Origin of the sequence: Kribbella sp. NPDC050124 (assembly GCF_044460355.1) — a bacterium.
Lineage (GTDB): Bacteria > Actinomycetota > Actinomycetes > Propionibacteriales > Kribbellaceae > Kribbella.
Genome location: NZ_JBITJU010000001.1, coordinates 258,873 through 279,070 on the forward strand (window position 1 = coordinate 258,873; position 20,198 = coordinate 279,070).

18 protein-coding genes are annotated in these 20,198 nt (G+C 68.3%); 14 read left to right on the forward strand and 4 right to left on the reverse strand.

Features of this window, described 5'->3' with window-relative positions; all coding sequences use genetic code 11:
• Window positions 1–73: 73 nt before the first annotated feature.
• A complete protein-coding gene (locus tag ACIBL3_RS01320; RefSeq protein WP_396351157.1) occupies window positions 74–1,270 on the reverse strand; it encodes a hypothetical protein in 1,197 nt (398 codons plus the stop codon).
• A 308-nt stretch (window positions 1,271–1,578) separates the two neighbouring features.
• Here ACIBL3_RS01320 and ACIBL3_RS01325 point away from each other — a divergent pair, with 308 nt between their 5' ends.
• Genes ACIBL3_RS01325 through ACIBL3_RS01350 form a run of 6 tightly spaced genes read left to right on the forward strand, consistent with a single transcriptional unit; the run spans window position 1,579 to window position 8,133 of the window.
• Window positions 1,579–2,871 carry an ABC transporter substrate-binding protein gene (locus ACIBL3_RS01325; RefSeq protein WP_396351158.1) on the forward strand — a complete coding sequence of 431 codons (1,293 nt, stop codon included), beginning with the start codon at window positions 1,579–1,581 and terminating at the stop codon, window positions 2,869–2,871.
• The gene (locus ACIBL3_RS01330; protein ID WP_396351159.1) at window positions 2,868–3,734 is read left to right on the forward strand and encodes a carbohydrate ABC transporter permease; all 867 of its coding nucleotides are present in this window, start codon (window positions 2,868–2,870) and stop codon (window positions 3,732–3,734) included. The genes ACIBL3_RS01325 and ACIBL3_RS01330 overlap by 4 nt, the downstream gene beginning before the upstream one ends.
• Window positions 3,731–4,543: a carbohydrate ABC transporter permease gene (locus tag ACIBL3_RS01335; RefSeq protein ID WP_396351160.1), complete on the forward strand. Its 813-nt coding sequence runs from the start codon at window positions 3,731–3,733 to the stop codon at window positions 4,541–4,543. The genes ACIBL3_RS01330 and ACIBL3_RS01335 overlap by 4 nt, the downstream gene beginning before the upstream one ends.
• Window positions 4,540–5,172 carry a hypothetical protein gene (locus ACIBL3_RS01340; protein WP_396351161.1) on the forward strand — a complete coding sequence of 211 codons (633 nt, stop codon included), beginning with the start codon at window positions 4,540–4,542 and terminating at the stop codon, window positions 5,170–5,172. Before ACIBL3_RS01335 ends, ACIBL3_RS01340 begins: the two co-directional genes overlap by 4 nt.
• A complete protein-coding gene (locus ACIBL3_RS01345; protein ID WP_396351162.1) occupies window positions 5,156–7,651 on the forward strand; it encodes a GH116 family glycosyl-hydrolase in 2,496 nt (831 codons plus the stop codon). Before ACIBL3_RS01340 ends, ACIBL3_RS01345 begins: the two co-directional genes overlap by 17 nt.
• A 17-nt stretch (window positions 7,652–7,668) precedes the next feature.
• The gene (locus ACIBL3_RS01350; RefSeq protein WP_396351163.1) at window positions 7,669–8,133 is read left to right on the forward strand and encodes a hypothetical protein; all 465 of its coding nucleotides are present in this window, start codon (window positions 7,669–7,671) and stop codon (window positions 8,131–8,133) included.
• A gap of 65 nt (window positions 8,134–8,198) precedes the next feature.
• Here ACIBL3_RS01350 and ACIBL3_RS01355 read toward each other — a convergent pair whose 3' ends face one another.
• Both ACIBL3_RS01355 and adh read right to left on the reverse strand, forming a co-directional pair.
• Window positions 8,199–8,576 carry a DUF779 domain-containing protein gene (locus ACIBL3_RS01355; RefSeq protein WP_396351164.1) on the reverse strand — a complete coding sequence of 126 codons (378 nt, stop codon included), beginning with the start codon at window positions 8,574–8,576 and terminating at the stop codon, window positions 8,199–8,201.
• 4 nt (window positions 8,577–8,580) lie between these two features.
• Window positions 8,581–10,104, reverse strand: a complete 1,524-nt coding sequence (gene adh, locus ACIBL3_RS01360; RefSeq protein ID WP_396351165.1) for an aldehyde dehydrogenase — start codon at window positions 10,102–10,104, stop codon at window positions 8,581–8,583.
• Between the two features lie 90 nt (window positions 10,105–10,194).
• On the opposite strand from adh, the gene ACIBL3_RS01365 reads away from it, so the two are divergent.
• From ACIBL3_RS01365 to ACIBL3_RS01385, 5 genes are all read left to right on the forward strand, one after another.
• The gene (locus ACIBL3_RS01365) at window positions 10,195–11,646 is read left to right on the forward strand and encodes a GAF domain-containing protein (RefSeq protein WP_396351166.1); all 1,452 of its coding nucleotides are present in this window, start codon (window positions 10,195–10,197) and stop codon (window positions 11,644–11,646) included.
• 77 nt (window positions 11,647–11,723) lie between these two features.
• Entirely contained in the window at window positions 11,724–13,880 is a 2,157-nt protein-coding gene (locus ACIBL3_RS01370) for a (Fe-S)-binding protein (RefSeq protein WP_396351167.1), read from the forward strand.
• Between the two features lie 89 nt (window positions 13,881–13,969).
• A complete protein-coding gene (locus ACIBL3_RS01375) occupies window positions 13,970–14,758 on the forward strand; it encodes a hypothetical protein (RefSeq protein WP_396351168.1) in 789 nt (262 codons plus the stop codon).
• A gap of 97 nt (window positions 14,759–14,855) precedes the next feature.
• Window positions 14,856–16,421 carry an alkaline phosphatase D family protein gene (locus ACIBL3_RS01380; protein ID WP_396351169.1) on the forward strand — a complete coding sequence of 522 codons (1,566 nt, stop codon included), beginning with the start codon at window positions 14,856–14,858 and terminating at the stop codon, window positions 16,419–16,421.
• Window positions 16,422–16,431: 10 nt separating this feature from the next.
• Complete coding sequence (locus ACIBL3_RS01385; RefSeq protein ID WP_396351170.1) at window positions 16,432–17,286, forward strand: NEW3 domain-containing protein; 855 nt, start codon at window positions 16,432–16,434, stop codon at window positions 17,284–17,286.
• Here ACIBL3_RS01385 and ACIBL3_RS01390 read toward each other — a convergent pair.
• Window positions 17,283–18,077 (reverse strand): SDR family NAD(P)-dependent oxidoreductase, encoded by a 795-nt coding sequence (locus tag ACIBL3_RS01390; protein WP_396351171.1) that lies wholly within the window; start codon window positions 18,075–18,077, stop codon window positions 17,283–17,285. The two genes, ACIBL3_RS01385 and ACIBL3_RS01390, sit on opposite strands and share 4 nt — an antisense overlap.
• A gap of 100 nt (window positions 18,078–18,177) precedes the next feature.
• On the opposite strand from ACIBL3_RS01390, the gene ACIBL3_RS01395 reads away from it, so the two are divergent.
• The 3 genes from ACIBL3_RS01395 (at window position 18,178) to ACIBL3_RS01405 (ending at window position 20,073) form a co-directional block, all read left to right on the forward strand.
• The gene (locus tag ACIBL3_RS01395; protein WP_396351172.1) at window positions 18,178–18,921 is read left to right on the forward strand and encodes an Arc family DNA-binding protein; all 744 of its coding nucleotides are present in this window, start codon (window positions 18,178–18,180) and stop codon (window positions 18,919–18,921) included.
• On the forward strand, window positions 18,918–19,745 hold the full coding sequence (locus ACIBL3_RS01400; protein ID WP_396351173.1) for a DUF4097 family beta strand repeat-containing protein: 828 nt from the start codon (window positions 18,918–18,920) through the stop codon (window positions 19,743–19,745). The genes ACIBL3_RS01395 and ACIBL3_RS01400 overlap by 4 nt, the downstream gene beginning before the upstream one ends.
• A 100-nt stretch (window positions 19,746–19,845) precedes the next feature.
• A complete protein-coding gene (locus ACIBL3_RS01405; protein ID WP_396351174.1) occupies window positions 19,846–20,073 on the forward strand; it encodes a hypothetical protein in 228 nt (75 codons plus the stop codon).
• Window positions 20,074–20,198: the final 125 nt, after the last annotated feature.

Below are 20,198 nucleotides of genomic sequence, written 5' to 3' on the forward strand. Positions count from 1 at the left end.
CCACTCGAGAGGTGGACCTGGACCTACCCCTAGAACGGGCGGACCCCAATCGCGGGAGGGTCCGCCCGTTCGCTTAGAAGGCGCCGGCTCCGTTCGGAGTGCCGAGCCCGGTCGGGCCGTCCCAGCCGGTGCGCGCGGTGCACCATTGGGTCGTCGGGCAAGTCCCGTTGCTGCCGCTCGTCACGTCGAACAGCGAGCCCGGGTGCGCGTACGGCAGTGCGTTCGCGTACCCGCTGGTGTTGCCGGACAGCGCGTAGACCGCAGCGATGATCGGCGCCGCCTCACTGGTCCCGCCGAACTGCGCCCACGTCGACGCTGTCTTGCTGGTCGGGTAGTAGATCGCCATGCCGCCCTTGGCCGGGTCGGCGGCGGCAGACACGTCGGCCATCGCCCGCTTCGAGCAGCCGGTGCCGAAGCTCGCGGCCGCACTCAGCGCCGTGTTGTACGTCGAGCAACCCGAGCCGGCACCATCCCACACCGTCTCGCTCCAGCCACGACTGTTGCTTGCCGCAACAAGCGAGGTACCGCCGACGGCTGTCGTGTACGACGACGAGGCCGGGTAGCTGCCGCCCTGGTAGCCGTTGTCACCGGTCGATGCGGTGACAGCGATGCCCGGGTGGTTGTAGTAGCTGCCGTACGTCGCGTCGGAGGCGTCGCCACCGCCGTAGCTGTTCGAGATCGCGACCACACCCGGTTGCTTGGACGCCGTCACGACCGCGGTGCCGAGGTCGGCGAAGCTGGCCGAGTTGGCCTGGACGACGACGATCTTCGCATCGGGTGCGGCGGCCGAGACCGCGTCGACGTCGAGGGCCTGCTCACCGGCCCAGCCCGCGTTGAACCGCGGCAACGACGTACCGCCGGTCTGGTTGATGATCCGCAGGCATCCGTTGGCCGTCGTACACGCGGACAGGCCGAACTGGGAGCGGTAGACGCCGAGGTCGCGCTCCAGGTTTGGGTAGCCGTAGGCGTCGACGATCGCCACTGTGCGGCCGCCGGCGCTCAGGCCGTTGAGCTTGTACGCGTCCCGCAGGCCGGCCGGGGTGAGCCCGGTCGACGGCGGAGTGGTCGACGCCGGCGCGACACCTTTGTCGTTCACCAACTTCTCCGCGTTGCACGTCGCGGTGTGCGCGGCCTTGGTGGCCGAGCAGACCTTGGCCGCGTGCTTGCCCGCGGTGTACGGGGTGGGGGCCGCGACGGCCCCTTGTGCTGTCAGACCCGCGACGGCTAGTGCGCCGACGCCCAGGGCGGACACGAGAATCCGTTGCCTCAACAGAACTCCTCGAGCTGGGCAGGTCGCCGCCCACGGACCAACATCTGGCCGGGGGCGGAGACCGGCATGGGTGGGTGCTCGAAATCGTCCGCCCCCGCCGGGGCCGGAATCCAGCGATCGGATCCACGACAAATGTCATGGGTTTGAACCCGGTTCCGGCCGGAATTCCGCGTGCTGACGGGGATTCCGGTCCGCAGCCGGGGCCGAAGGATTCCCCCTGTCTTTTCCGCGGCCGACCCTTGACACGGTTTCACCCTTCGGGCGTAAGGTGACGAGAAATCGATTTCCCGCCTGCTGGAGGTCCACCGATGTCCGAGCTCAGCCGTCGACGTTTCCTGCAGGCAGCCGGCGGTACGGCGCTGGCCGGCGCGCTGGCCGGATGTGGTGGTGGCGACGGCGGCGGAGGTGGTTCGTCGACCAGGCAACTGTCGTTCGTCTACATGGGCACGGCCGAGCAGCAGGCCACCTGGAACAAGCTGTTCGCCAAGTTCGGCGAGCAGCACCCGGACATCAAGCTCAAGGCCGAGGGCATCCCGCTGTCCAACTGGGGCGACTTCTTCAACAAGCTGTCCACCCGGCTGGCCGGCGGCCAGGTGCCGGACGTGATCCAGGTGGCGACCGAGGGCCAGCGGCTGTTCGCGTCCAAGGGGCTGCTCGCGCCGCTCGACGACTACATCGGCAAGGACAAGGCGACGATCGACGAGTACTACGCCGACATGGACCCGAACCTGATCGAGTGGAACAAGAAGTACAGCTCCACCGACGGCAAGACGTACTACCTGCCGGGCGAGTTCAACACCATGTGCATGTGGTACTCGAAGGAGCTGTTCGCGAAGGCCGGTGTCCCGGAGCCGGCCGCGACCTGGACCTGGGACGACTTCCGCAGGGCCTGTGAGCAGATCAAGGCCAAGACCGGCGCCTTCGGGTACGCCGCCGGCCCGGAGTACTTCGCGGCGATCATGCCCTGGCTGCTCACCAACGGGACGAGCAGCTTCAGTGACGACTGGTCGAAGCCGACGTACGACGACCCGGCCGTGCTCGAGGCGGCCGAGTTCAACCGCGCACTGGTCGCGGACAAGTTGTCGCCGCCACCCGGCGGCACGTTCGACGCGACCACCGCGGCAGCGCAGGGCAAGCTGGCGATGTTCGGCGGCGGCCGGTGGCCGATCATCAGCATCCGCAACCTCAAGGCGACCGCGAAGATGGGCATCGTGCCCTGGCCGACCAAGGTGAAGCAGGGCTCGCCGGTGGGCTGGAACGGCTACCCGATCATGAAGGCGTCGAAGCAGAAGGACGACGCCTGGACCTTCATCAAGTTCCTGATCTCCAAGGAAGGGTCGTCGTTCTTCGCCCAACTCGGCGGCACCATCGTCCCGGCCCGCAAGTCGATCGCGAGCAGCGAGTCGTTCCTGACCGACGCGCCGAAGGGGACCGAGTATCTGTACCAGGCGCTGAGCTACGCGACGCCGATCCCGTCGCCGGACAAGGGCGCCGCCGTACAGAAGGCTGTGGAGGATGGCTGGAAGCAGGTGCTGACCGGCAACGCGTCCCCGGCCGATGCCCTCGGCAAAGCGCAGACCACGCTCGAGGGACTGGTTTGAAACCACAGCGGCGGGACTGGCTGCCCGGCTACCTGTTCATCAGCCCCGCCGTCCTGCTCTTCGTGGTCTTCGTCGCCGCTCCCCTGGTCGCCGCTTTCGGCCTGAGCTTGTTCCACTGGGACCTGCTCAGTACGCCGGAGTTCGCCGGGCTGGACAACTTCCGGCAACTGGTCACCGACGAAGACACCATCCGCGCGGTGATCAACACGTTCGTGTTCGCGATCTCGTCGGTCGTCACGCATATCGGCTTCGGCATGCTGCTCGCGCTCGGCGTGCACCGGACGATGACGCGCGGAACGAAGTACTTCGTCCGGACCGCGTTCTTCTTCCCGTTCCTGGTCTCGTGGGCCGCGGTCGCGCTGGTCTGGAAGTACGTCCTGGACCCGACGTTCGGCCTGGTCAACCACTACCTCTCGGCGACGACCAACTGGCTGGCCTCGCCGACGTGGGCGTTGCCGACGCTGATCGTGGTCGACTGGTGGCACACCATCGGCTACACGTTCATCATCTTGCTGGCCGGGCTGCAGACGGTGCCGGCGCAACTGCACGAGGCGGCCCGCGTCGACGGCGCCAACGCGTGGTGGCGGTTCTGGAGCGTCACGATGCCGGTGATGTCGCCGACGATCTTCTTCGCCACCGTGATCACCTTCATCGGCGCGTTCCAGATCTTCGACCCGATGGTGATCATGACGCAGGGCGGGCCGGACGGCGCGACCCGGAGCATCGTGATGTACACCTACGAGAAGGGCTTCCAGTCCTTCGAGGTCGGGTACGCCGCCGCGCTCTCGCTGGTGCTGTTCGTGGTGATCATGATCGTCACCGGGTTGCAGTTCCGGCTCAGCCGCCGGTGGGTGCACCAGTGAGGGGCAAGCTGATCGACCTCGTGCTGGTGCTCGGCGGGTTGCTGATGATCGCGCCGCTGGTCTGGCTGATCGTGAACGCGTTGTCCGAGCCGATCGACGCGTTCCAGCTGCCGCCGCGGTGGATCCCGCAGCCGCCGACGCTGGAGAACTTCCAGCAGGTGCCGGACCTGATCCCGTTCGCGCAGATGGCCTGGAACAGTCTGCAGATCGCGGTCATCACCACGGCCGGGGCGTTGCTGACGAGTGCGCTGGCGGCGTACGCGTCCTCCCGGTTGCGCTTCCCGGGCCGTGACCAGATCTTCTCGGTGCTGCTCGCGGCGCTCGTCGTACCGGTGCAGCTGACCGTGGTGCCGATCTTCATCCTGATGCGGTGGTTGCACCTGGTCGACACCACGGTGGCGATCTGGCTGCCGGCGCTGGTGAACGTGTTCGGCATCTTCTTCCTGCGCCAGTACATCGCCTCGATCCCGCGGGAGCTGGACGAGGCGGCGATCATGGACGGTGCCGGGCACGTCTGGATCCTGTTCCGGGTGATCCTGCCGCTGGCCCGGCCGGGGCTGACCGCGCTCGGGATCTTCGTCTTCGAGGCGTCCTGGAACAACTTCTTCTGGCCGTACATCTTCCTGTCGTCGCCGGAGAAGATGACACTGCCGGTCGGGCTGGTGTCGTTGCAGGGGGCAATGGGCGGTGGCCCCGCGGTGGTGCTGTTCGCGGCGATCACGCTCGTCGTGCTGCCGATCCTCGTGCTGTTCCTGATCTTCCAGCGGTCGTTCATCGCCTCGATCGCATCCACCGGGCTGCGCGCATGACCGACTACCTGCCTACCGCTTTGCGCGCCATGTGGCACGAGCTGCCGCTGGTCGCAGCCGCTGGCTTCCTGGTGTGTACGGCGTCCGGAGTCGTCGTGCTGTTGATGCCGGGGGTGTCTCCGGTCAGCGTCCTGATCGGAGCGCTCGTGATCGGGCCGGTCTGGGCGGCTGTGGTCGCTACGACTGACTCTGTCGTGCGTGAGGATCGCGGTGGTGTGTGGTTGCTGCTCCGCCACCTGCGGAAGTACGGCGTCGCTGGTCTGGAGGTGGCCGCGGTACCTGCCGTGATCGCTGCGGTCGCTTTGCTCAACCAGGCTGTCTACAGCGGTCCGCTCTTCGCGGTCCCGGTGGCTGTCAGCGGCTGTGCGACCGTACTGGCCTTGTTGGCGTCCTGCTACGCGTTCAGTCTGCGCGTGACCGCCGGCTTGCGCGGGAAGACACTATGGCTGACCGCACTTCACCTGGTCGCACGCGCGCCAATGGTTCCGCTCGGCGTGCTCGCGTTGGCCTTCGTCGCGCTGCTGCTCGGCACGTCGGTCACTGCGTCACTGTTGTTGCTCGCCCCTGGGCCGGTGGCGCTGTTCGCCTCGGCTGGTACCTGGACGGAGAATCATGCACTACACCGGTGACAAGCTGACGCACTTCGCGCTCCCGTTGGGAGGTCTGGGGACCGGGACCGTCGCACTGGCCGGCAACGGCGCGTTGCGGCAATGGCAGCTGCACAACATCGGCAACCACGAGGCGCATGTACCGGACAGCTTCTTCGCGCTCCGGTTGTCGCAGGTGGAGCCGCCGATCGACGAGATCCGTTTGCTGCAAGGGCCGTTGCGGGAGCCGACTGACACGCCGCTGGTGACGGATGACGTCGTACCGGCTGGTGAGCGGCGGCTGCATGAGCTGCTGCGGCCCGTGGGTGAGGCGACGGTGTCGGCGGTGTATCCGCGGGCGCGGGTCGAGTATGCGACCGATCTGCCGCTGGACGTCAGCATGGAGGTGTTCAACCCGCTGGTGCCTGCTGACTCGGCTGCTAGCTCGCTGCCCGTCGCGGCGTTCACGTTCACGCTGCATAACCGCGGTCGCGTCGCCGTGCATGGTCTGCTCGGTGGCGCGTTGCAGAACTCGGTGGGCTGGGACGGGGTCACTCCGATCGACGGGGTCTCGTGCTCGCTGTACGGCGGCAACACGAACCGAGAACGGCGTTCCGGTAAGTGGACAGCGCTCGTCTTGGAGAACACTGTTCTCAGTTCGGATCACCCGGGCGCTGGGCAACTGGTGTTCTCGACCGAGAACAGTGATGCCTTGAGTTATCCCCAGTGGTCGACGGTGGAGCAGTTCATCACCTTCCTGGCCGGTCGCCCGACCCGTCGGCCGTTCCCCGCCGACGGGCCGAGTGCCCCCGGGACGACCTGGAACGGCGGTCTGGCCACGCCGTTCCGTCTCGAGCCGGGCGAGACCACGCAACTGCGGTTCCTGATCGCCTGGCACTTCCCGAACCGATATGTCGACTTTCAGCAGTTCGGCCCGAAGCGCGACTACGGCCACAGCCGCTTCTGGCTCGGCAACGCGTACACCCGCCGTACACCCGACGCAGTCGCAGCGGCCGACTCCTTCGTCAACCAGTGGCCGGAGCTCGAGGCACGCACCGCAGCATGGGCAGATGCGTTCGAGGCGAGCACTCTGCCCGGTGAGACCGGACCACGGCTCGCTGCACTCGTTGCCGACGTACGCAGCCCAACCGTCTTCCAGACGGACGACGGCACGGTGTTCGGCTTCGAGGGAGTGCTCGGTGCGTCCACCGGCATGTGGGGTGGCCGGTACGGCGGCTCCTGCCCACTCAACTGCACCCACGTGTGGAACTACGAGCAGACCCTGTCCCGTCTCTTCCCAGCGCTGGAACGGAACATGCGCGACACCGAGTACGACGTGATGCAGGCACCCGAGGGCTACATCCCCCACCGGGTGATCGCGCCGACGTACCACCGGCAACTGTGGGGCGTGGTCATCGGCGGTCCGGAAGAGCCCGCGCTGGACGGCATGCTCGGCAACGTCCTCAAGACCTACCGAGAGGTTCGGCAGGGCGCAGGACTTGACTGGCTCGCCCAGCGGTGGCCGAACGTCGAGCGGCTGCTGACCCACATCCGGACCAAGTGGGACCCGGCGGCGACCGGCGTACTGCGTGGCATTCAGCCCAGCACGCACGACATCGACCTGTGCGGCGTCAACACGTTCATGGGCACGCTGTGGCTCGCTGCACTCCGTGCTGCCGAGGAGATGGCCCAACTGCTGGGTGCGGACGGCAAGGACTACCGCACGCTCTTCGAAGCAGGCAGCAAGGCGTACGACGAACTGCTGTTCACCGGCGAGTACTACAAGCAGGTGCTGTCCCCAGACGAGAAGCCGGACTTCCAGTGGGGCGACGGCTGCCTCGCGGACCAACTCGTCGGCCAGTGGTGGGCACACCAACTCGACCTGGGCTACGTGCTCCCCGCCGACCACGTCAAGACCGCGCTACGCAACGTTGTGCGGCACAACCTGCGCACGAACTTCGAGGGCTTCGACCACCCCTACCGTGTCTTTGCCGACGGCAACGACACCGGCCTGCTCATGTGCACCTGGCCGTACGGCGGCCGCCCCGACGTCCCCACCCGGTACTGCGACGAGGTGTGGACCGGATCCGAGTACCAAGTCGCCGCCCACTGCCTCTACGAAGGCCTCGTCGACGAAGGCTTCCAGATCCTGCAAGGCCTCTGGGATCGGTACGACGGCAGCCGCCGCAACCCCTTCAACCCGATCGAGTGCGGCGACCACTACATCCGCAACGCCGCCGGCTGGACCGTCCTCGAAGCCCTCGCCGGCTTCCGGTACGACGCCCTGTCCGGCACCCTCACCTTCGCCCCACTCGACGTAGCGCGCTCCGCCGACAACTGGCAACTCCCCTTCGTCACCGGCACCGGCTGGGGCGTCGCCACCAGCACCCCCGACTCCCTCACCCTGACCTGCCACGCCGGCCACCTCGACGTCCACACAATCCACATCGACGGCACCCCACTGCCCGCCCCGGAAACCGCCGTACGCCCTGGAAAACCGTTGGTGATCCCCAGGACCTGACCTCTACCGTCAACAACATGTCGCTCGTCGAACAAGCCCAGGCCCTGCAGGAGGAAGCGCACCAACTGGCGGACCGCCTGGACCTCGCAAGCGCCTTCCCCTGGCAGCCAGTGCTGATCGGAAGCGCCCTGTCGGGCCTCATGGTCGTCCGCGACCTGGACATCATGTTCGACGCCCCCGACGCCACCGCCACCACAGTCCTGCAGGGCCTGGCCACGCTGTCCCGCCGCGTCGACCTCCTCAGCATCGACTTCCAGGACGAACGCGGCGACCGGCGCCCGACCCCGGCGATCAGCGACGAACGCTTCTACGCCGTCCTGCACACGGAGACGTGGAAGATCGACCTGACCTTCTGGCTGCACGTCGTCGACCGCCCCCACGTCACCGACGCCCTCCGACTCCGCGATGCGCCGGCGGACAAGCGCCTGACCATCCTGCGGTTGAAGGCGGCCGGCGCGGACCTCGGGAGCTCCGGCATCTAGACGCCGTACTCGGGACCTGAAGAGTGCCGGCCGTCCGGCAACGCCACCGGACGGGCGGCACTCGTTCAGGGGAGTCCTAGGGCTGCGGACTCTTGGTCGGTGAAGAGGCGGGAGCGGATCAGGAAGCGGACGCCTTCGGGGGCCTCCACGGAGAAGCCGCTGCCGCGGCCCTTCACGACGTCGACGGTGAGTTGGGTGTGTTTCCAGTACTCGTACTGGGCCGCGGACATCCAGAACGGGATCGGCCGGTCGAGGCCGGCCACCGTCAGGTCGCCGAGATGCACGTCCGCCGACCCCGTGCGAAATTCCCCGTCCTGGTAACACATCGGCGAGCTGCCGTCGCAGCACCCACCGGACTGGTGGAACATCAGGGGACCGTGCATCCCGGTGAGGCGGCGGAGCAGCTCCGCCGCCTCGTCCGAGAGCAGCACCTTGTCGACCATGACCTCAGAAGAACCCGAGCTTGGACGGGCTGTAGCTGACCAGCAGGTTCTTCGTCTGCTGGTAGTGGTCGAGCATCATCTTGTGGTTCTCGCGGCCGATGCCCGAGCTCTTGTACCCGCCGAACGCCGCGTGCGCCGGGTAGGCGTGGTAGCAGTTCGTCCAGACCCGGCCGGCCTGGATCTCGCGACCCGCCCGGTACGCCGTGTTGATGTCCCGCGACCAAACGCCGGCCCCGAGGCCGTAGAGCGTGTCGTTGGCGATCTTCATGGCGTCGGCGTAGTCGTCGAACTTCGTCACCGCGACGACCGGCCCGAAGATCTCCTCCTGGAAGATCCGCATCTTGTTGTCGCCCTCGAACACGGTCGGCTGGACGTAGTACCCGCCGGCCAGGTCGCCGCCGAGCTCGGCGCGGCCGCCGCCGGTGACGACCCGGGCGCCTTCCTGCTTGCCGATCTCGATGTAGGCGAGAATCTTCTCGAACTGGTCGTTGCTGGCCTGCGCGCCCATCATCGTGTCAGTGTCGAGCGGGTCACCCTGCTTGATCGCCTGCGTCCGGCCGACCGCGTCGGCCAGGAAGTCGTCGTAGATCGACGACTGGATCAGCGCCCGGGACGGACAGGTGCAGACCTCGCCCTGGTTCAGCGCGAACAGCGTGAAGCCCTCCAGCGCCTTGTCGTAGAAGTCGTCCCGCGCCGACGCCACGTCCTCGAAGAAGATGTTCGGGCTCTTGCCGCCGAGCTCGAGCGTGACCGGGATGATGTTCTCCGACGCGTACTGCATGATCAGCCGGCCGGTCGTGGTCTCACCAGTGAACGCGACCTTGGCAACTCTGTTGCTGGAGGCAAGCGGTTTGCCGGCCTCGACGCCGAACCCGTTGACCACGTTGAGCACACCCGGTGGCAGCAGGTCGTGGATCAGCTCGAGCAGCACGTGGATCGATGCCGGTGTCTGCTCGGCCGGCTTCAGTACGACGGCGTTCCCGGCGGCCAGCGCGGGCGCCAGCTTCCAGGTCGCCATCAGGATCGGGAAGTTCCACGGGATGATCTGCCCGACCACGCCGAGCGGCTCGTGGAAGTGGTACGCGATCGTGTCGTCGTCGATCACCGAGACCGAGCCCTCCTGGGCCCGCAGCGCACCGGCGAAGTAGCGGAAGTGGTCGATCGCCAGCGGCATGTCCGCCGCGAGCGTCTCGCGCACCGCCTTGCCGTTGTCCCAGGTCTCGGCGACCGCGAGCGCCTCGAGGTTCGCCTCGATCCGGTCGGCGATCTTGGTCAGGATGGTGGCCCGCTCGGCCGGCGAGGTGCGGCCCCATCCTGGTGCGGCACCGTGGGCGGCGTCGAGGGCGCGCTCGACGTCGTCCGCCGTACCGCGGGCGATCTCGGTGAACACCTCACCGGTGACGGGAGTCGGATTCTCGAAGTATCCGCCCTGGACCGGCGGCACCCATTCGCCGCCGATGTAGTGCTCGTAGCGCGATTTGTACGCGACCGGGCTGCCATCCGCCCCGGGAGCTGCGAAAATCGTCATCGGTCCTCCTTCACGTGGTCGGAACCTGACGGTGGACCGAACGTAGGTGGCGCTACGTTGCACGGACGTTGCAACCCGGAGTGAGGCTGGATGGACGCACCGGAGCAGGCACGCCGGTTGAGCAGGCTGTACGACGAGGTGCTCGGTGGCAACCGGGTGCCCGGCGCACCACGCCCGCTGGTCGCCGCCTCATGGGAGCGATCTCTCGCCGCCTCGGTCGATCCGGAGCTGGACGCGCCGCCGGTGGTCGTCGACGCGGACCTCCTCGAACGGCTCCGGGAGAACCATCCGCTGAGCGTCGTACTGCCGGTGCTCCGCCAGACGCTGACGTCGATCGCCGACGAGGCGTCGCACATCATGATCATCACCGACGCCCAGGGCATGATCCTGTGGCGCGAGGGCGCGGCCGACGTACGGCGCCAGGCCGACCGGATCGCGTTGTCCGAAGGGGCCGTGTGGTCGGAGGACCAGATCGGCACCAACGGCATGGGTACGACTCTCGCCGTCGGGGAGCCGGTTCAGATCCACTCGGCGGAGCACCTGGTCCGCCGGATCCACGAATGGACCTGTGCCGCCGCTCCCGTACACGACCCGGACACCGGCAAGCTGCTCGGTGCCGTGGACGTCTCCGGTCCGCTGCGCACGGTCCACCCGGCGATGGTTGCCCTGGTCACCGCCGCGGCCCAGTTGGCCGAAGGACAGCTACGTGTCCGGATGGCGGCGGCCGACGAGCTCCTCCGGGCCCGCAACATGCGGCACCTGCACGCGCTCGGGGGCGAGCCCGGCGCCTTGCTGACACCGACCGGGCGCGTGCTCGCCGTCCAACCGCTCGAATGGTTGCCCGATCGCCTCGAGGTCCCCGACGGCGCGTCCCGGATCGACCTCGGCGACGGTCGCGAAGGCGTGATCGAGCAACTCGACGAAGGCTTCCTGCTCCGCCTGCCCGGGACGCCGGTCCGTCGGCCGCGGCCGACGTTGCGGCTCAAGCTCCTGGGCGCCGGCCAGCCGATCGCGACCGTCGGCGACCGCGAGATCGCGCTGACGTTGCGGCGGGCCGAAGTACTCGCACTGCTTCTGCTGCACCCGGCCGGGCTCACCGCCGAACAGCTGATGCTCCAGTTGTACGGCGACGAGGGCAACCCGACCACGGTCCGCGCCGAGATGCACCGCCTGCGGAACCTACTCGGCGGCGGGGTCCTCGACACCAAGCCCTACCGGATCATCGCCGACGTCTCCGGTGACGTCACCGACGTACAGACCGCGCTGCATCACGGCGACCTGACCGCGGCGCTCGAGCTCTACACCGGACCGCTGCTCGCGCGATCTGATGCTCCGGCACTCCGGGCCGAGCGCGACGAACTCGACGTCACCGTCCGCCGCGCAGTCCTCGACACCGGGGACGCCGACCTGCTCTGGCGCTTCGCCCAAACCCCCACCGGCGCCGAGGACCAGGAGATTTTCGAGACCCTGCTAGCCGTCCTCCCACCCACCGACCACCGCCTACCCGCCGTGGCAGCCCGCCTTCACCGGCTCGCGGAGTAAGTGAGACGGGACACGCGGGGCGTGATGAGGACCGCATCGACATGACTGACGAGTAACCAACCAATAACATCGCTGGTATGCAGATCCTCGCCATCGTCGTCTCGCTCGCGATCACGGCTGTCGGCATCGCGTTGTTCGGCAAGACGATCGGGCACATGGTGTCCGTCATCAAGCTCGGCCAGCCCACCGCGGGCCGGACCGGCAATCCGGGGCAGCGTACCGTCACGCTGGCCAAGGAGACGCTGGGCCACACCCGGATGCTGCAGTGGAGCCACGTCGGCATCCTGCACTGGTTCGTCGCGTTCGGCTTCATCGGGCTGTTCCTCAGCCTGGTGACGGCGTTCGGTCAGCTCTTCGACGCGCACTACGCGCTGCCGATCATCGGGCACTGGTTCGTCTTCGAGTGGGTGACGGAGTTCCTCACCTGGACCGGCCTGGTGTCGATCATCGGGCTGATCGTGATCCGGCTGCTCAACCTGCCGAAGGGTCACCTGGCCCGGTACAGCCGGTTCTTCGGGTCCCGCGCCTGGCAGGCGTACTACGTCGAGTACACGATCCTGGGCGTGCTGGTCTGCATCCTGCTGCTGCGTGGACTCGAGTACGAGCTCGGCGCCGGCGACAAGTTCCACTTCCCGGGCACGTACTTCATCGGCGAGGCCCTGTTCGGGGACTTGAGCGAGCAGGGGCTGGAGAACGCGGTCTACCTGGTCGCGATGATCAAGATCCTGATCTCGTTCGCCTGGATGATCACCATCTCGCTGAACGCGACCATGGGTGTCGCCTGGCACCGGTTCACCGCCTGGCCGAACATCTGGTTCAAGCGCGAGGCGTCCGGCAGTACGGCGCTCGGCGCCCTGCAGCCGATCATGGTCAACGGCGCGCCGATCGACTTCGAGAACATCGAGGAGCTGGACGAGGACGCCGCCCTCGGTGTCGGCAAGGTCGAGGACTTCACCTGGAAGGGCCTGCTCGACTTCACCACCTGCACCGAGTGCGGCCGCTGCCAGTCGCAGTGCCCGGCCTGGAACACCGAGAAGCCGTTGTCACCCAAGCTGGTGATGATGAACCTGCGCGAGCACGCGTACGCCAAGGCGCCGTACCTGCTGGCCAGTGACGACGACACCCGCAAGTCGCTGCCCGAGCTCGTGCTCGCCGAGCAGGACAAGCCGCTGGTCGGCCCGGCCGACGTCGCGGTCATCGACGAGGAAGCGCTCTGGGCGTGCACGTCCTGCGGCGCGTGCGTGCAGCAGTGCCCGGTCGACATCGAGCACGTCGACGCGATCATGGACATGCGCCGCTACCAGGTGCTGATCGAGTCCTCGTTCCCGTCCGAGCTCAACGGGCTGTTCAAGGGCCTGGAGAACAAGGGCAACCCGTGGAACATGAACCCGTCCGGCCGGATGGACTGGGCCAAGGACCTGCCGTTCGAGGTCAAGCAGGTCGGCGCCGACATCGAGTCGCTGGACGAGGTCGAGTACCTGTTCTGGGTCGGCTGCGCCGGCGCTTTCGAGGACCGCGCGAAGAAGACCACGCAGGCGGTCGCCGAGCTGCTGAACATCGCCGGCGTCAGCTTCGCCGTCCTGGGTGACGGCGAGACCTGCACCGGCGACCCGGCCCGGCGGTCCGGCAACGAGTTCGTCTTCCAGCAGCTGGCGATGCAGAACGCCGAGGTCTTCAAGGAGACCGGCGTACGCAAGGTCGTCTCCACCTGCGCGCACTGCTTCAACACGCTGAAGAACGAGTACTCGCAGCTCGGCGTCGAGCTCGACGTCATCCACCACACCCAGCTGCTGAACCGGCTGGTCCGCGACGGCAAGCTGACCCCGGTCGCCCCGGCCGACAGCTCGCTCAACGGCCAGAAGATCACCTACCACGACCCGTGCTACCTCGGTCGGCACAACCAGGTGTACGACGCCCCGCGCGAGCTGCTCGACATCATCCCGGGCGCCGAGTACGCCGAGATGCCGCGCAACCAGACCAAGTCCTTCTGCTGCGGCGCCGGCGGTGCCCGGATGTGGATGGAGGAGAAGATCGGCAGCCGGATCAACCTGAACCGGACCACCGAGGCGGTCGAGACCGGCGCGGACAAGATCGCCACCGGCTGCCCGTTCTGCCGGGTGATGCTGTCCGACGGCCTCACCGCGAAGCAAGCCGACGGCTCCGCCCGCGAGTCCGTCGAGGTCGCCGACGTCGCCCAGCTCCTGCTCGCGTCCGTGAAGCGTGGCGAGAGCTGACCTGCAAGATCCTGCAAAACCCCTTCCTCCTCAGGTGGTCCAGACCATAAGATCCGGCGTCTGCATCATCTGGGGAGGAATCCACCGCCATGAAGTTCCGCTTCGCGCTGTCCGCGGCCGCGACAGTGCCACTCGTCCTCGGCCTGGCCGCCTGCGGCGGCGAGCCGGCCGCGACCGGCTACAAGCCGTCCACACCGGTGTCGACGCCGGTCACCACCGCCGAACCGCAGAAGGTCGTCCCGGCCGCGCACCTCGACTCGGCCAGCTTCATGCCGGCCGTGAAGGAGGGGATGGTCGGCAAGGACACCTTCAAGGTCGCGATGACGATGGAGTCCGGCGGTGAGAAGATGACCATCACCGGCGAGCAGTCGATGAATCCGGTCAAGGCGAAGATCGACCTGAAGGGCGCCGCGTTCGGTGGCCGGATGAAGCTGATCCTGGTCAACGACATCGCGTATGTGCAAACGAGTGACCTGCCGAGGGGCAAGTACCTCGAGATCGACCCCAACTCGGACCACCCGATGGCGGCCGAGGTCGGGAAGATGCTGGAGGACATGAGCCCGACCAAGACCTTCGACGCGTTCGACGCCGGCCTGACGAGGGTGGAGTACATCAAGACCGAGGCGCTCCAGCGCCGCAAGGTCGACCGCTACGAGGTCACCGTGGACGCGGCCGCGGCGATGAAGGCACAGGGCCAAAAGGTGCCTGCCGGCCTCCCGAAGGCGATCGTCTACACGATCTGGATGGGCCAGGCCGACCACCTGATGTACAAGATGTCGTTCAACCTGATGGGCGCCAGCGCGACGATGACGGTCTCCGACTGGGGCAAGCCGGTCAGCATCAAGGCGCCCGCGGCGGAGGACATCGTCAGTCAGTGAGACCGGAACCGGTCAGATCCCACCCGATCGTGAGAACTTCTCGTAATCTCCCGTTACGGAAGTGATCACCTACGGATGATCGGGTGGGCTGGTGCCGATGCGAAGTACTCGACGAAACTTCCTGACCGTGACCGGGGCGGCTGCCGCACTGGCCGTGACCGGCAACCTTCCCGACGTGCAGCGGGCGTTGGCCGGCGCGACCGGCGGCCCCGACCGGCGGGATCCGTACACCCTCGGGGTCGCCTCCGGTGACCCGCTGCCGGACGCGGTGGTGATCTGGACCCGGCTCGCCCCGGAGCCGCTCGCGCCGTTCGGCGGGATGGACCGGCGGCCGGTCGACGTGGAGTGGCAGGTCGCCGAGGACGATCGGTTCCGCCGGATCGTCCGCGAAGGCACGACCCAGGCCCGGCCCGAGTCGAGTCACTCGGTGCACGTCGACGTACGTGGTCTGCGTTCGTGGCGGCACTACTGGTACCGCTTCCGCGTGAACGGGAAGCTCAGCCCGGTCGGCCGGACCCGGACCGCGCCGCCGGCCGACGCGTACGTTCCTGAGATGTCGCTGGCGTTCGCGTCCTGCCAAGCCTGGTGGGAGGGCTGGTACACCGCGTACGCCGACATGGCCAAGCGCGACCACGACGTAGTGTTCTTCCTCGGCGACTATATCTACGAGTTCGGCATCGACCGTGGCATCCGGCCGAACTCGAACGAGCCCTGGATGACCCAGCAGACCGTGACGCTGGACGAGTACCGCGTCCGGTACGCGTCGTACAAGATGGACCCCGACCTGCAGGCCGCCCATGCAGCCGCGCCCTGGGTGGTCACGCTCGACGACCACGAGGTGGTCGACAACTGGGCCGACGAAGCGCATCCGAGCGCGCCGCCCACGCAGTTCCTGGTACGGCGAGCCAACGCCTTCCGCGCGTACTGGGAACACATGCCGCTGCGGCTCGCCCAGCTGCCGAAGGGCCCGGACATGCAGCTCTACCGGCGGATCCAGTACGGCCGGCTGGCCGAGTTCAGCGTGCTCGACACGCGCCAGTACCGCTCCGACCAGGCGTACGGCGACGGCACCAAGGCGCCCGGTCCCGAGACGAAGGACCCGGCCCGCACGATCACCGGCGACGCGCAGGAGAAGTGGCTGCTCGACGGCTGGGCCGCATCCCAGTCCCGCTGGAACGTGCTGGCCCACCAGACCGCGCTCGCCCGGCTGGACACCAAGGAAGGCCCCGAGGTCCTGGTCCCGATGGACACCTGGGACGGGTACGAAGCATCGCGTGATCGGGTTCTCGGCGGCGCCGTACAGCGCAAGGTCCGCAACCTGGTCTCGATCGCCGGCGACCTGCACCGAAGCGTCGCCTCGGACCTGAAGCTGGACTTCGCCAACCCGGACTCGCCGACCGTCGGCACCGAGTTCGTCGGCACGTCGATCACGTCCGGCATCGACGGGATGGACCTCGATCCCGGTGGCGCGACCCTGCTCAAGGAGAACCCGCACATCAAGTTCGGCAACTTCCAGCGCGGCTACGTGAGCTGCAGCATCACGCCGCAGCGCTGGATCTCCGACTACCGCGTGGTCGACAAGGTCAGCGTCCCGAACGGCACCGTCAGCACCCGCGCCCAGCTCCTCGTCGAGGACGGGCGCCCGGGGATCCAGACCCTCTGAGGAGAGACCGATGACGATTCGATGGCAGTCGGCGCTCGCCCTCGGCGCCGCGGTCGCGACCGGCGTGGTCGCCTCGACGACCGGCGGTGCGCCGCGCACCGACGTACAGATCTCAGTCGCTCCGCAGCAGCTGAGCGTCGTGGGCCTGCCCTGCTTCCCGGGCACGCTCAACCTCACGATGACGAACACCGGCAGCGAGGACAGGTACGCCGACCTGACGCTGGACCCGAGCGGTCCGTTGCAGCTGTCCCGGGAAGTGTTCTCGTCCTGGCTTCCTGCGGTCGACCCCGACCAGCCGGTCAGCGCTCCGGTCGAGGTGCGGGTTCCACGGGACACGGCACCCGGGAAGTACTCCCTCGACCTCGAGGTCGACCGGTCCGAGCTGACGGTCCCGGTTACGGTGAATCCGCTGCCTCCCAAGGGCCCCGGCGACAACCTCGCCCTCGGCGAGCAGGCGTCGGCGTCGTCGACGCACGGCAACTTCGCGCTCTGCGGCGCGGTGGACGGCGACAGCGACTCCGAGCACTGGGACACCCTGACCGGCTGGAACGACGGCACCCGCGCCGCCTTCCCGGATAGGTACGACGTCGCCCTGGCCGAGCCGAGCACGATCAACCGCGTCGAGCTCTACACCCTCGACTCGGTGAAGTACCCGGCGCCGGCCAACGGTCTCCGCGACTGGGACGTCCAGGTCCGCGACGGCACCGGCGACTGGCAGACGGTGGCCCAGGTCCGCGGCAACACCGCCGGCCACGTCACCTCGACGTTCACCCCGACCCAAGCCACCGCCGTCCGAATCCTCTGCCTGGCCGGCAACGGCAACACCTACTCCCGCATCGTGGAGTTGGAGGTCTACGGCTCTTAGTGAAGGTAGGAGGCGCCGTTGAAGTCGAGGACGGCGCCACTGGACCAACCGGCGTTCGGCGAAGCCAGCCAGTAGACGGCCTCGGCGACCTCCTCGGCGGTGGCGGTGCGGTTGAACGGGCTCTGCGCCCGGATCGCGTCGCCACCGGGACCGCTCAGGACGGACTCGGCCATGTCGGTGGCGATGAATCCGGGCGCGATTGACGTCACCGTGATGTCATGCGGCGCCAGCGACACCGCCAAGGACTGTCCGAGCGAGTGCAGTCCCGCCTTGGAGGCGCCGTACGCGGGAACGTCAGGCTCACCACGGTAGGCACCTCGCGACCCCACGTTGACGATCGCGCCCCGCGGTACGCCCTCAGCCGGGTCCTTGTCGAGCATCTGCCGGGCAACGCACCAGCTCACGTGCGCCGCCCCTTCCAGGTTCACCGCGAGCGTACGGCGCCAGGCCGCCACCCACTCGTCGTACGACGTCTCGGCGAGCGGATGCCCGATCCGCCGGGACCCCGAGACCGGCTCGTCCACGAACAGCGCCGCGTTGTTCACGATGACGTCGATGCGACCGAGCGCTTCCGTCGATTCCTCAACCAGGGCAGGGATTGCGGCCGCATCACCGAGGTCGGCCGCGATCACCGCATGACCGTCTCCGGGTAGTCCGGCGCGCACCTCCTCGGCCCGGTCGACCGCTCCGCGGCAGTGCAGCACGACCCGGTCGCCGGCCTGCGCGAACACCTTCGCGACCGCCGCCCCGACACCCCGGGACGCACCTGTGACGAGTACCCCTCTGGACACGCTCTCTCCCTGTCGTCGACTGCCCTCCATTCTGCCGTGGCGGCGTCATGACATCAGAAAGGGTTGACAGTGACGTCATGATGACGTCATAGTTGCAGTCATGGAACTTGATCACTATCTCGAATCGGTCCGGCGGAGCGTGGAGAACGCCACCGCCCTGGCCGACGACCAGACTCGCTCCGTGGCGCAGCGCCTCGGAGCCACGCTGGATGACGCGGGCCGGCTGGCCCTCATCTCAGCCCTGTCCGACGCCGCCGGGGAGATCAGCCGCGAGCTGTCCCCCGGTTCGGTCGAGCTCCGGATGGCCGGCGGCCGTCCCGAGTTCGTCGTCACGCCGGCCCCGAGCCAGCTGACCGGACCCGACGACCATGACGACATCGACGAGGAGGAGACCGACGAGCCCGCCGAGGCGATCGCGCCGGAGGCGGACGAGCCGACCGCGCGGATCACGCTGCGGCTGCCGATGTCGGTGAAGAACAAGGTGGACGAGGCCGCCGCGGCCGAGGGCATCTCCTCGAACGCGTGGCTGATGCGCACCGTGATGACCGCGCTGAGCGACCGGGGCCGAGGCGGCCGTGGTCCGCGCCCGCCGCGGCCCCCGCGGGCTCCGCGGGGCGGCTTCTTCGGGCCTGAGGGCCCGCTCGGCCCGAACGGCCCACTCGGTCCCGACGGCGTCTTCGGACCGGACGGTGTGTTCGGCCCCGACGGCCCGTTCGGCGACGAGGGCGTGTTCGGACCGGAGCGCGGCCGGCGCGGCCGGGACCGGGACCGGGACCGAGGCCGGCGTGACCGGGACCGCGGGCGCCGTGGCCCGGGCCAGCGGATGACGGGGTGGGTCCAGTGAGCTTCACATCGCAACTGACCGAGGACGCGAGCAAGATCGACCGGCTCCGGATCGAGATCGGCTCCGGCCTGGTCGACATCCGGCCGGCCGACGGCGACCAGACGATCGTCGACCTGGAGGTCAGCTCCGGCGACGAGAACGACGTCATCTTCGAGGTGCGCGACGGCGAGCTGATCGTCGAGGGTCCTCGCGACGTCCGCCGCGGCCCGGAGATCCAGGTCCGGATCGCCACCCCGGCGACCCTGGACGCCCGGATCAAGACCGGGTCCGGTGACATCACCTCGCGAATGCCGCTGGGCACCGCCCGGCTGGGCACCGGCTCCGGCAGCATCACGCTCGACCGGGTCGAGGGTGACCTCGGCGTCAGCACCGGCAGCGGTGACGTCCGGGTCGGGCACGCAGCGGGCGCAGTCCGGGCCGGCACCGGCTCGGGGTCGATCGACATCGACGAGGCCGGCGACGCGCTCGGTCTGAGCACCGGTTCCGGTGACGTCCGGATCGGCGACGCGGCCGGCCGGACCACGGTCAAGGTCGGCTCGGGTGACATCACCATCGAGCGGATCCGGGACCACTCGGTCGCCACCTCCGGCTCCGGCGACGTCCGGGTCGAGCTCGCCGACGGACCCAGCGTCCAGGCCGAGACCGCGCGTGGCGACGTCCAGATCGGGGTGCCCGACGGCGTCCCGGCGTACCTGGACCTGAAGACCGTCACCGGGCGGATCCGGTGCGATCTGGAGCCCGGCGAGCAGCCGGCCGAGGGCGAACGCGCGCTGATGCTGCGGGCCCGCACGGTCTCCGGCGACATCAGCGTCGTCAAGGCCTGACCGATCCACCCAGAAGGTCCCGCCGGCGAAGGGGTCCGGCGGGACCTGGGCGAAGCACTGCCGAAAACCAGCACGGGGATGACGTGAGGGGAGCAGGACGATGATCACCGAGTACCAAGAGGTCGCGCGTTACCGGGTCGAGGACCGGATCCACGCCGCCGAGAAGCGGGCCCAGCGCAACGAACTGCGAGCGGCCGCGAAGGCCGGCCGGGTCAGCGGTCCGCGGCACGAACTGGCCGCCGTACTGCGCCGGCTCGCCGACCGCCTCGAGCCGCAGCAGCGGAACCGCCGGCCCGGGCTCACCGTCGTCCGATCGCAGGTCCACTGATGAGCGCGGTGACCTGCGCGACAGCCCGGGTTTGCAGGTTCCTGCAGCGCGTGGGGTTGGTGGCCGCGAGGACCCGGAGTCACTGCTAGCGTTCAGGCGATCATTCCGGGTTCTGACTTCGGGAG

What these genes read in the sequence shown, in the direction of transcription:
- ACIBL3_RS01325 (WP_396351158.1), top strand. Translation starts at nt 1,579, where the DNA reads ATGTCCGAGCTCAGCCGTCGACGTTTCCTGCAGGCAGCCGGCGGTACG.
- ACIBL3_RS01340 (WP_396351161.1), top strand. Translation starts at nt 4,540, where the DNA reads ATGACCGACTACCTGCCTACCGCTTTGCGCGCCATGTGGCACGAGCTG.
- ACIBL3_RS01345 (WP_396351162.1), top strand. Translation starts at nt 5,156, where the DNA reads ATGCACTACACCGGTGACAAGCTGACGCACTTCGCGCTCCCGTTGGGA.
- ACIBL3_RS01350 (WP_396351163.1), top strand. Translation starts at nt 7,669, where the DNA reads ATGTCGCTCGTCGAACAAGCCCAGGCCCTGCAGGAGGAAGCGCACCAA.
- ACIBL3_RS01355 (WP_396351164.1), bottom strand. Translation starts at nt 8,576, where the DNA reads ATGGTCGACAAGGTGCTGCTCTCGGACGAGGCGGCGGAGCTGCTCCGC.
- adh (WP_396351165.1), bottom strand. Translation starts at nt 10,104, where the DNA reads ATGACGATTTTCGCAGCTCCCGGGGCGGATGGCAGCCCGGTCGCGTAC.
- ACIBL3_RS01365 (WP_396351166.1), top strand. Translation starts at nt 10,195, where the DNA reads ATGGACGCACCGGAGCAGGCACGCCGGTTGAGCAGGCTGTACGACGAG.
- ACIBL3_RS01370 (WP_396351167.1), top strand. Translation starts at nt 11,724, where the DNA reads ATGCAGATCCTCGCCATCGTCGTCTCGCTCGCGATCACGGCTGTCGGC.
- ACIBL3_RS01375 (WP_396351168.1), top strand. Translation starts at nt 13,970, where the DNA reads ATGAAGTTCCGCTTCGCGCTGTCCGCGGCCGCGACAGTGCCACTCGTC.
- ACIBL3_RS01380 (WP_396351169.1), top strand. Translation starts at nt 14,856, where the DNA reads ATGCGAAGTACTCGACGAAACTTCCTGACCGTGACCGGGGCGGCTGCC.
- ACIBL3_RS01385 (WP_396351170.1), top strand. Translation starts at nt 16,432, where the DNA reads ATGACGATTCGATGGCAGTCGGCGCTCGCCCTCGGCGCCGCGGTCGCG.
- ACIBL3_RS01395 (WP_396351172.1), top strand. Translation starts at nt 18,178, where the DNA reads ATGGAACTTGATCACTATCTCGAATCGGTCCGGCGGAGCGTGGAGAAC.
- ACIBL3_RS01405 (WP_396351174.1), top strand. Translation starts at nt 19,846, where the DNA reads ATGATCACCGAGTACCAAGAGGTCGCGCGTTACCGGGTCGAGGACCGG.